Below are 10,630 nucleotides of genomic sequence, written 5' to 3'. Positions count from 1 at the left end.
AGCTGGCGGGCGGTCGGGTTGTCGCGGCGGTATTTGCCCGACAGCAGGCCGCCGGCGAGCGGGCTCCAGACCAGCACGCCCAGCCCCTGGTCGACCGAGATCGGCAGCAGCTCGTACTCGGCCTCGCGCGCTTCCAGCGTGTAGTGGATCTGCTGGGTGACGAAGCGTTGCTGGTGACGGCTGTCGCTGATGGAAAGCGCCTTCATCACCTGCCAGCCGGAATAGTTGGAGCAGCCGATGTAGCGCACCTTGCCCTGGCTGACCAAAGTGTCGAGCGCGGCAACGGTTTCCTCGAGCGGGGTGAGGCCGTCCCACTGGTGGACGAAATAGATGTCGATGACATCGGTCTTCAACCGCTTCAGGCTTCTCTCGCATTCGCGGATCAGATGGTGGCGCGACAGGCCTTCGTCGTTCGGGCCCTTGCCGATCCGCATCCGCGCCTTGGACGCGATCAGCACATCGTTCTTGCGCTTGCCGCCGAGCGCTTCGCCTATGATCTCTTCAGACAGGCCGTTCGAATAGACGTTGGCGGTGTCGATGAGGTTGATGCCGGCGTCGATGCACATATCGATCATCCGCTTGGCTTCGGCGAGATCGCTGTTGCCGACCGCGGCGAAGGGCCCGGCGCCGCCGAAGGTCATGGTGCCAAGCGTCAGTGTCGAAACCTTCAGGCCCGAACGGCCAAGGGTGCGGTATTCCATGTCAGATCCTCACGATTTTGTTGAAGAGGCGTGCCGCCAAGTGGCAGGCCTGGAACGCGACCGCGGATTTGTAGGACAATTCGGCCGGCTTGTCGCCGCAGAATGAGTGGATCGATCACACATCGCCGAATCCGCCGTGGCGGCAATTGCGCCCGGGCTGCAATAAAACCGTCACCGCCGGCCTATATTGAAGTCGGCTCAGGTGTTTCCATTCCAGGCCGCTGGCCAGCAATTGGGGCGCCCAGTGGTAACCGACAGGGCTTGCAAGCGGAGCAGCTGATATGACCGAGCTAAAACAGAATTCCTCTGCCAAGGACTGGCTCGAAGCCGAACTCGCCGACACGCTCGACGAAGATTATGAGCTCGAAATGTCGGAGCCGGCGCTGTCGATGGAGATCGCCAAGATCTACAAGAACTCGCATCCGCCTTCGATCGATCGCATGCAATATTTTCGCGACCTGATCAGCTTGCAGTCCGAATTGATCAAGCTGCAATCCTGGGTCGCCTATCACAAGAAGAAACTGGTGGTGATTTTCGAGGGCCGTGACTCCGCCGGCAAGGGCGGCGTCATCAAGCGCATCACCCAGCGGCTCAATCCGCGCATCTGCCGCGTCGTGGCGCTTCCGGCGCCGACCGAACGCGAGAAGTCGCAATGGTATTTCCAGCGCTATGTCCCGCATTTGCCGGCAGGCGGCGAGATCGTGTTGCTCGACCGCTCCTGGTACAACCGCTCCGGCGTCGAACGGGTAATGGGTTTTGCCAACCCCGAGCAGGTGGAGGAGTTCTTCCATGACGTGCCGGAGTTCGAGCGCATGCTGGTGCGCTCGGGCATCACCGTGGTCAAATACTGGTTCTCGATCACCGACGAAGAACAGCAGATGCGCTTCCTGATGCGCATCCATGATCCGATGAAGCAGTGGAAGCTGTCGCCGATGGACCTGCAGTCACGTGTGCGCTGGGAACAGTACACCAAGGCCAAGGAGGAGACTTTCGCCCGCACCAACATCCCCGAAGCGCCCTGGTTCATCGTCGAGGGCAACGACAAGAAGCGCGCGCGCCTGAACTGTATCGATCATCTGCTGAAGCAGCTGCCGTACGAAGACGTGCCGCACGAGGAGATCACGCTGCCGGAGCGCGTCTTCAACCCCGAATACGAACGCCAGGTCCTGCCGCGCGAACTTTACGTGCCGGAGAAATATTGAGAAACCTTTCCTTCTCCCCGTTTCACGGGGAGAAGGTGCCCGAAGGGCGGATGAGAGGGGCGCAGGGCTAACTGGTTAGACCGCCATTCGCAGGACTACGCCAGCATCATCTTCGTTCGGCAGCACCGCCCCTCATTGTCCTGCCGGACTTTCTCCTGGTATAGTGACGGGGAGAAAGGAGCTGCGCCAAAAGGGCTCGGCCTAAGCCCTGTTGATGACCACGTGTGTGGCAAGTGCCGTTGCCGCCTGTTCGGTGCACTGATAACCAAGGTTGGGCATGTCGAGGCCGGCAAAAAGGTTTTCGCCCTTGCCCAGCAGCACCGGTGAGATCGCCAGGTGCATCTCGTCGATCAGCCGCTCCTGGAGATATTGCCGGACGGTGGAGACGCCGCCGCCGACCCGCACGTCCTTGCCGCCGGCCGCTGATTTTGCCTGCTCTAGCGCCGAATGGATCCCGCCGGTGACGAAATGGAAAATCGTTCCGCCTTCCATCGTGATGGGCGCCCGCTCGTGGTGGGTCAGCACGAACACCGGCACATGATAGGGCGGATTGTCGCCCCACCAGCCCTTCCACTTGTCGTCAGGCCATTCACCCCGGATCGGGCCGAACATATTGCGGCCGAGGATCCAGGCGCCGAGGTTCTCGAAGCTGCGCGCCGCAAAGTCTTCGTCGACGCCTGTCTCGCCGCCTTCCTCGCCAAACATCTTGCGGAAGGTGCGGGTGCTGAAAGCCCATTTGTGCAGGGCCATTCCGCCGACGCCGAGCGGATTTTCCAGACTCTGATCAGGCCCGGCGCCGTAGCCGTCGAGGGACAGGCTGAAAGCGTTGACGCGAAGCTTGGACATGAAGACCTCCTCGATAACCAGTTGTATTTTGCAAGTGGTTTTCTTCTAGCAAACTGATTGTGAATTGCAAGCGGTATTTTTTCGGATGGAAAGACATCTATCCAGACCTTTGCACCAAGCGATGTCCAGACCGTTGTGTAGCGGTCGGCACGGACGGCCAGTGGCGGCCGTCGAGTCAGCCGCGATATCAACTCATTCGCCTGTAAATTTCACGAAACGGATGTGGTGCCCGCATTGACGACGCCCGACCCCGACAGGGAACCGGGTCAGGAAGCATCCTCTGGAGGCGTTAGCCATACCTCTCGGCCGAGGTGCGGGCTGCCGGCCGCCTCCGGCCGCGCGGTTATTTTAGCTGCAGCTGCCGGTTTTTGTCAGCGGGAATTCGAAGGAACCGCCGACCGCTCGAAAGAGTGGTGACATCTACTGAAAGGCCTTGCCCGGGACTTTGGGGCTACCCTTTCAGCATTTCCGCCACTTCGGGAGCGAAATAGGTCAGGATGCCGTCGCAGCCGGCACGCTTGAAGGCGAGCAGCGATTCCAGCATCGCCTTCTCGCCGTCGATCCAGCCATTGGCGCCGGCCGCCTTGATCATCGAATATTCGCCCGACACCTGATAGGCGAAGGTCGGCATCTGGAATTCGTCCTTCAGCCGGCGGATGATGTCGAGATAGGGCAGGCCGGGCTTCACCATCAGCATGTCGGCGCCCTCAGCGATGTCTTGTTCGGCCTCGCGGACCGCCTCGTCCGAATTGGCGTGGTCGATATAATAGGTCTTCTTGTCGCCCTTGAGCAGGCCGGCGGTGCCGACTGCTTCGCGATAGGGGCCGTAGAACGCCGAGGCGAATTTGGTGGCGTAGGACATGATCGCCACGTCCTGAAAACCGTTGGCGTCGAGCGCGTCGCGGATGGCACCGATACGGCCGTCCATCATGTCTGATGGCGCGATGATGTCGGCGCCGGCAGCCGCCTGGATGACGGCCGCCGCCGCGACCTGTTCCACGGTTTCGTCATTGACGATGATGCCGTCGCGCAGGATGCCGTCATGGCCATGGCTGGTGAACGGATCGAGCGCCGCGTCTGTGATGATGCCGATCTCGGGCACCGCCTCCTTTATCGCGCGGGTGGCACGGTTGATGATGTTTTCCGGGTCGAGGATGTGCGAGCCGGTCTGGTCGCGCAGGCCTAGATCGACATTGGGGAAGGTGGCAAGAGCCGGGATGCCGAGCTTGGCCGCGCGTTCGGCCTCCTTGACGGCAAGGTCGACCGACAGGCGAAAGACGCCGGGCATGGCGGCGATCGGTTCGCGGACATTCCTGCCCTCGACGACGAAGATCGGCCAGATCAGGTCGTCGACCGAAAGCCTGTTCTCCTGCACGAGCCGGCGCGACCAGTCGGCCTTGCGCATGCGGCGCAGGCGGCGGCTGCCGGTGACGTCGTCGACGCTGCGCGCGCCGGCAGGTTTTGCTGGGGTGAATTTGTTCATGGCCAAAACTCCGGATCAGTGGCTTTTACCACGAGCCCCTGGTGCTGACCAATGCGACACGTTTGTGCCAGGGGTCAAAGCTGCCACGGCGCTGTTCCACCACGCCTATCGGTCAGGGCTGCCCATTGCCCGAAAGGATCTGTGCCGCGCCTCCGATTGCCACACGGAACGCCTCGTCGAAGCTGACACCGCGCACCTGCCAACGATAGGTCTTGCCGTGGTCGGCCAGTCGCCAATCGGCGATCCAGCCTAGCTCCTCATCGCTCCATACGATGCTGCCGGCGAGCGTTCGGTCGCCTCCGGCCTGTTTGGCCAGCCGATCCAACTTTGCCATGTCGGCCGCGCGCAACGCTTCTTCGCTCAGGTCGCCAAGCTCCGCAGCCCTCGGAAAGACGACATGCATCAGCGTTGGACCGGCGGCATTGATGAAGGATTCGCGCATCGTTTCGCCGCGCCCTTCCTCAGCGCTCAGCACGAAATGCCGAGTGCCCTGTTCAGTCGTGAGGAAGACGGCGAGTGTCGGCCGCTCGCCAAGCCAGGGCCTGCTTCCAAGCGATGCCAGCACCTTGTCGATCACATCAGGCTTGTAGAGACAGGTGAGGTCATGCGGCCGGTCATGCGTGCCTTGCTCGTCATGGATCGGAATACCCTCCAGCCGGTCATGGTAGCGAAAGCTGTCGACAAAGCTGCCGGCCTTGTCGCGCAACGCGTCCATTTCGCGTCTGGCAAGCAGCCGCTGATCGCCCGAAACACGGACGAGGACCTTGTCGAGGCAAGTCTTGAAGCCGAGCTGGCGGTTTTCTTCACCCTGGCCGGTGACGATGGTCTGCGATTGGTAAAGATCGCCAAGGTCGGTTGCCCTGGCGGGAACATTGGTTGCCCACAACGCAGACAGGCAACTCAGAACAAGGACAAGGCGCAAAAACTGCGGCATGGCTCACTATCCGGCTCTTGGCCTGCCGTAATGGCCGCCAACGTCTAGCATCGGCCGCCACTTGCCGCCAAGACCGCGGCGGACAGACTGCTGCCATTGACGCACCCATGCGCCGCCTTTAGCACTTCAGTCCCGCAGGCGCGGGGAAGGATTCTCTGGCGATGGATTTTGGTGGAGGCGACGAAATTCGCTTCGAAAGGTTGGGCAGGGCCGGCGTCGTCACCCTGACGCGGCCGCTGGCGCTCAATGCCGTCACCCATCGCATGGTCAAGGCGCTGGGCGAGGCCCTGCGCTCCTGGGAGCGGGACGACGGCGTGGATGTCGTCGTGGTCAAGGCCGAGGGCAGGGCGTTTTCGGCCGGCGGCGATATCCTGCACATCTACGAAGCCGGCCGGGCCGGAAAACCGCCGGTCGAGTTCTTCGCCGACGAGTATCGGCTCAACGCCTACATCGCCCGTTTCAAGAAACCCTATGTGGCGCTCATCGACGGCATCGTCATGGGCGGTGGGGTCGGCATTTCCTTCCACGGCTCGCACCGGGTGATGACCGAGAATGCCCAGTTCGCCATGCCGGAGGTCGGCATCGGCTTTTTCCCCGATGTCGGCGCCAGTCATCTGCTGCCCGATCTTGGCGGTTCCTTCGGCATGTATCTGGCGCTGACCGGCAACCGCATCCGCTATGGCGATGCGCTGTGGTCGGGGCTGGCCACCCACACCATCAAGGCCGAGGACCAGCCGAGCTTCCTCGACCGGCTGGCGCTGACGGGCGATCCGGAATCGGTGCTGCGCGGGTTCTTTGTTCCGGCCAAGCGGGAGACCGACAGGCCCATCCTGGAGGCGATCTCCCGCCATTTCGCCCAACCCTCGCTGCCGGACCTCATCGACAGCCTGGATCGCGCGGACAAGGACGAATTCGCGGCCAGGACGCTGGCGACGATCCGCATGCGCTCGCCGACCAGCCTTCGCGTCGCCTGGCGGCAGATCAGCGCCGGGCAGACATTGTCGATGGACGACTGCATGAGGATGGAGTTCCGTATCCTGAACCGCATGCTGGCCGGCCACGATTTCTACGAAGGCATCCGTGCCGCCATCATCGACAAGGGCTCCAAGCCGCAATGGCGGCCGGCAAAGATCGATGCCGTCAGCGAGGCGGATGTCGAGGCCTATTTCGCTCCGCTCGGCGATCGGGAGCTTGGGCTGTGAGCGAAGTGACATCGAGACGCGTCGTCCTGCAGCCCTCGACGGTCGAGGTGATCTTCGCCTGGTTCCAGCGCGTCATCGCGGGCTACTGCCTGATGTTCGGCATCCTGTACTGGATCAAGCTGATCGGATTCTACCCGGGCTCGCTGTGGCGCTTCGATCTTATGCCGGTGCATTGGCAGGTGGCGGCGGTGATGCTCGCCGTGTTCTTTCCCTTCGCCGCGGCCGGGTTGTGGATGCTGGCGTCCTGGGGTCCGGTGATCTGGTTCATATGCGCGGTCACCGAGACCGTCATGTATGCCGGCTTTCCCGAGCTTTTCGGCCACCGTCTCCTGATCATCGTCTCGCATGCCTGCGTGGCGCTGCTCTACATCGTCTTTCGCGTCGTCATCTATCTGCAGAAACGCCCGGCACGACACTAAGCCATTGTACGGGTTGACGACCTGGCGACCGCTCGAATCCGCCCCGGCGATCATTGCCTAAATCTTTAGGTTAATCATCCTTGCCCGGGTGACCGTTCGTTAAGCGTCTTCCGAAACCTCTTACCGGTAAGCTCTTGTTAGCCCTAGCGTTTAAGTCGAATTTTATGAGTATTCGATAGTGTCGCGATCAAGGTGAAAAACAAAAAATCACCAGGGCGACAAACGAGAGGCAAAGACAATGATCAATTCGCGTCCGGCGGCCAAGACCGCCAACGTTTCCGACGATCGCCGCGAGGCTATCCGTTCCCTGTACATGGAATCGCTGCAGCTGGTCGAGCGTCTGCACCGCCGTCTGCTTGATGTCATCAAGGACGAATTCGACCGCAACGGCCGTTCCGACATCAATGCCATCCAGGCGCTGCTGCTCTTCAACATCGGCAATTCCGAACTGACCGCCGGCGAGCTGCGTTCACGTGGCTACTATCTCGGCTCGAACGTCTCCTACAATCTGAAGAAGCTGGTCGATCTCGGCTTCATCAACCACCAGCGCTCACGCATCGACCGCCGTTCGGTCCGCGTCTCGCTGACGCCGAAAGGCAATGAAGTGGCTGATGTGGTCGCCGGTCTCTATGAACGCCATGTCGGCTCGATCGAACAGGTCGGAGGCATCAACACCGACGAGTTCAAGCAGATGAACCGCGCCCTGCAGCGGCTCGACCGCTTCTGGAACGACACCATCGCCTACCGGATGTAAGACCATCCAGGAAACGGAGCCGCGCCGCAGAAGCGTGGCCATAACAGCGACCTCCAGTCAGGGCCGGTGCCGAAAAGCACCGGTCTTTTCTTTCTTGCGTCCGGCCAAAGCAAATTACGGGCCAAGGCCACGTTGCCGCCATATTCCAGTGGAACCGAGAGTGGCAGTGATGCTGTGGTGAAGACCATGCGTCCACCCGCAACCGCATCGCGCCTCTTGCCTTTGTCGCCAATGTGATACGGACCATGGTTGGCTAATTGTTAAGATTGCCGATTTTAGAGTGCGGGCGAGATCGCGCGATGATCGACGCAGCAAGTGATCGAACGCTACAAGAATGTCTGGAACGTCCATGAGAACCAGCCGCCGCTTTTTCCTTTCCGGAGCCTCCGCGCTCGCCGCAGCCATGGTGGCCGGCCGTGCCAGTGCGCAGGATGTGATCGGGGATATCCTGAAATCCTCTGCCCGCGGCAATTGGGATGATCAGTTCGATGCCCGCGCCAGCGAAGGCGGCAAGGTGGCCTCGACGCTGCCGATCTTCAGCCCGCAGACCGTCGCCTTCACCGAGCAGGCGGTCGCGCAATATCACAACATCGTCGCGCAGGGCGGCTGGACCGACGTTCCCGCGACCAAGAAACTGCAACTCGGCGTCGATGACCCGGACGTGGTGCCGTTGCGCAAGCGCCTGATGATGGCGGGCGACCTGTCGCAGAGCGCCGGCATTTCGACGGCTTTCGATTCCTATGTCGACTCGGCGGTCAAGCGCTTTCAGTTGCGCCATGGCCTGCCGGCTGACGGCTCGATGGGCAAGTATACCTACGCCGCGATGAATGTTTCGGCGCAAATCCGGCTGGGCCAGCTGCAGACCAATCTGCAGCGGCTGAAAGAGAAGGCCGGCACGCTGGGCAGCCGCTATGTGCTGGTCGATATTCCTGCCGCACAGATCGAAGCGGTCGAGAACGACCGCGTCGTGCTTCGCCACACCGCGATCGTCGGCAAGATCGATCGCCAGACGCCGATCGTCAATTCCAAGATCAACGAGATCATTGTCAATCCGTACTGGAACGCACCGGTCTCGATCGTGCGCAAGGACATCATTCCGCTGATGCGGAAGGATCCCGATTATCTCAAGAACAGCCATATCCGCCTGTTCGCGCCCGATGGCAGCGAAGTCGATCCGATGAATGTGGACTGGTCGACCGACGATGCCGCCAAGTACCGTTTCCGTCAGGATCCCGGTTCGGAAAACGCCATGGCGTCGGTCAAGATCAATTTCCCGAGCCCGGACGGCGTCTACATGCACGACACGCCGCAGCAGAGCCTGTTCGGCAAGATGATGCGCTTCGATTCCTCGGGCTGCGTGCGCGTCCAGAACGTGCGTGATCTCGTCACCTGGATCCTGCGCGACACGCCCGGCTGGGATCGCCAGCATTTCGAGGCGGCTATCAAGACCGGCCAAAACACGCCGATCCAGGTCACCAACCCGGTGCCGGTGCATTTCCTCTATCTCTCGGCGTGGTCGACAGGACCCGGCGTCGTCCAGTTCCGCGACGATGTCTACGCGCTCGACGGCGCCAGCGAGCTGCAGATCACGTCTTCGCTATAACGACCTGATATTTTCGCAAAAAAAGCCGCTCTCAGGGCGGCTTTTTTATTGCGGACGCCGCCATTTCCAGCCGTTAGACCGGCTGGACGAAGCTCCGGCTATTGCGCATGGTCGGCAGACAGCGGGAATCGTGCCATGGACGTCTCCATCTTCATTCTCGTCGTGCTTGTCTTCGTGGCGCTGTCCGGCGCGCTCGTCCGGCTGGTTCGGGTGCCGTTGCCGGTGCTGCAGATCGCCATCGGCGCGGCCCTGGCCTGGCCTGCCAGGGGCCTGCATGTCGAGATCGATCCCGAACTTTTCCTGCTGGTGTTCATCCCGCCGCTTCTGTTTGGTGACGCCTTCGCGGCGCCCAAGCGCGAACTCGTCGCCTTGCGCGGACCCATACTCGATCTCGCCATTGGCCTGGTCTTCTTCACCATTGTCGGCTTTGGCTATGCCTTGCACTGGCTCGTGCCGAGCATTCCGCTCGTCGTCGCTTTCGCGCTGGCCGCCGTGCTGTCGCCGACCGATGCCGTGGCGGTGTCCTCGATCGTCGACAGGAATGTGATTCCCGCCCGGCTGATGCACATATTGGAGGGCGAGTCGTTGCTCAACGATGCGTCGGGCCTCGTCATGTTCCGCTTTGCGGTGGCGGCGGCATTGACCGGCAGCTTCTCGCTCGCGGGAGCCTCGCTCAGCTTTCTCTACGCCGTCGCCGCTGGCATCCTGGCCGGTATCGCGGCCCTGTTCATCGCCGCCAAGGCTCTGCAGCTGCTCAGCCGCATCGGCGGCGTGCCGGCCGATGCGCAGGTTCTCGTGATGATCCTGCTGCCTTTCGTCGCTTATCTCGGCGCCGAGCATATCGGAGCCTCGGGCATCCTGGCGGCGGTCACCGCCGGCCTGCTGACCGGGGTCAGCGGCATGTACCGTTTCCTCGGCGTGTCGGCGCGCATGCAGATTCTGTCGCTCTGGGCGACGCTCACTTTCGTCTTCAATGGCGCTCTGTTCATTCTGCTCGGCCTGCAGCTTCCCGACATCATCCGCAAGGTCCCGCCGGAGTTGTCCAGCCGGCATTGGCTGATCGAGCCGGTGGCGACGGTGCTGATCCTGACGCTCTGCCTGATCGGGCTGCGCTTCCTGTGGATCTGGGTCGGGGACATCGCCCAGGCGATCGCGGCGCGTGTGGGCAAGCGCAAGGCCGAGCCGTTCGGATTTCGCGTCCGGCTCGCCGGCTCCGTGGCCGGCGTGCGCGGCGCCATCACATTGGCGGGCATCCTGTCCTTGCCGCTGGGTTTGCAGGATGGCTCACCCTTTCCGGCACGCGATGTCGTGATCTTCCTCGCCGCCGGCGTCATCATCTGCTCGCTCGTCATTGCCAGCTTTGCCTTGCCCAGGATCGCGCGGGGACTGGTCGAGCCAGGCGAGAATCCGGCCGCCGCGGAGGAGCGCCGGGCGCGCGTCGGCGCCGCCAGTGCGGCGATCGCCAGGATCGAGAGCATCGCCAACG

The 10,630-nt window shown here is 62.0% G+C and carries 10 protein-coding genes; 6 read left to right on the top strand and 4 right to left on the bottom strand.

Annotated elements, in window-relative coordinates:
• Nucleotides 1-701, bottom strand: a 701-nt coding sequence (locus tag O7A61_RS28390; protein ID WP_337132589.1) for an aldo/keto reductase, incomplete at its 3' end; no start/stop codon positions are given.
• Nucleotides 702-982: 281 nt separating this feature from the next.
• Between O7A61_RS28390 and ppk2 the strand changes: the two genes are divergently transcribed.
• The gene (ppk2, locus tag O7A61_RS28385) at nt 983-1,903 is read left to right on the top strand and encodes a polyphosphate kinase 2 (protein WP_337132588.1); all 921 of its coding nucleotides are present in this window, start codon (nt 983-985) and stop codon (nt 1,901-1,903) included.
• Nucleotides 1,904-2,104: 201 nt separating this feature from the next.
• Here the strand turns inward: ppk2 and O7A61_RS28380 are convergent, their stop codons facing one another.
• The 3 genes from O7A61_RS28380 to O7A61_RS28370 form a co-directional block, all read right to left on the bottom strand.
• The gene (locus tag O7A61_RS28380) at nt 2,105-2,749 is read right to left on the bottom strand and encodes a dihydrofolate reductase family protein (protein WP_337132587.1); all 645 of its coding nucleotides are present in this window, start codon (nt 2,747-2,749) and stop codon (nt 2,105-2,107) included.
• A gap of 451 nt (nt 2,750-3,200) precedes the next feature.
• Nucleotides 3,201-4,232: a porphobilinogen synthase gene (gene hemB / locus O7A61_RS28375; RefSeq protein WP_027143568.1), complete on the bottom strand. Its 1,032-nt coding sequence runs from the start codon at nt 4,230-4,232 to the stop codon at nt 3,201-3,203.
• Nucleotides 4,233-4,344: 112 nt separating this feature from the next.
• Nucleotides 4,345-5,166: a DUF2066 domain-containing protein gene (locus O7A61_RS28370; protein WP_337132586.1), complete on the bottom strand. Its 822-nt coding sequence runs from the start codon at nt 5,164-5,166 to the stop codon at nt 4,345-4,347.
• A gap of 161 nt (nt 5,167-5,327) precedes the next feature.
• Between O7A61_RS28370 and O7A61_RS28365 the strand changes: the two genes are divergently transcribed.
• The 5 genes from O7A61_RS28365 to O7A61_RS28345 all read left to right on the top strand — a co-directional run.
• Nucleotides 5,328-6,368 carry an enoyl-CoA hydratase/isomerase family protein gene (locus tag O7A61_RS28365; protein WP_337107533.1) on the top strand — a complete coding sequence of 347 codons (1,041 nt, stop codon included), beginning with the start codon at nt 5,328-5,330 and terminating at the stop codon, nt 6,366-6,368.
• Nucleotides 6,365-6,787, top strand: a complete 423-nt coding sequence (locus O7A61_RS28360) for a DUF6163 family protein (protein ID WP_027143571.1) — start codon at nt 6,365-6,367, stop codon at nt 6,785-6,787. The genes O7A61_RS28365 and O7A61_RS28360 overlap by 4 nt, the downstream gene beginning before the upstream one ends.
• A 238-nt stretch (nt 6,788-7,025) precedes the next feature.
• Nucleotides 7,026-7,541: a transcriptional regulator LdtR gene (gene ldtR / locus O7A61_RS28355; RefSeq protein ID WP_013896002.1), complete on the top strand. Its 516-nt coding sequence runs from the start codon at nt 7,026-7,028 to the stop codon at nt 7,539-7,541.
• A gap of 349 nt (nt 7,542-7,890) precedes the next feature.
• Nucleotides 7,891-9,144 (top strand): L,D-transpeptidase family protein, encoded by a 1,254-nt coding sequence (locus O7A61_RS28350; protein ID WP_337132585.1) that lies wholly within the window; start codon nt 7,891-7,893, stop codon nt 9,142-9,144.
• Between the two features lie 135 nt (nt 9,145-9,279).
• The coding region (locus O7A61_RS28345; RefSeq protein ID WP_337132584.1) for a Na+/H+ antiporter at nt 9,280-10,630 on the top strand (1,351 nt) is incomplete at its 3' end.

It is taken from the genome of Mesorhizobium sp. Cs1321R2N1 (genome assembly GCF_037179725.1).
GTDB lineage: Bacteria > Pseudomonadota > Alphaproteobacteria > Rhizobiales > Rhizobiaceae > Mesorhizobium > Mesorhizobium salmacidum.
The sequence above is the reverse complement of the archived record's forward strand: the minus strand, read 5'-3'. Positions and strand labels throughout refer to the sequence as shown.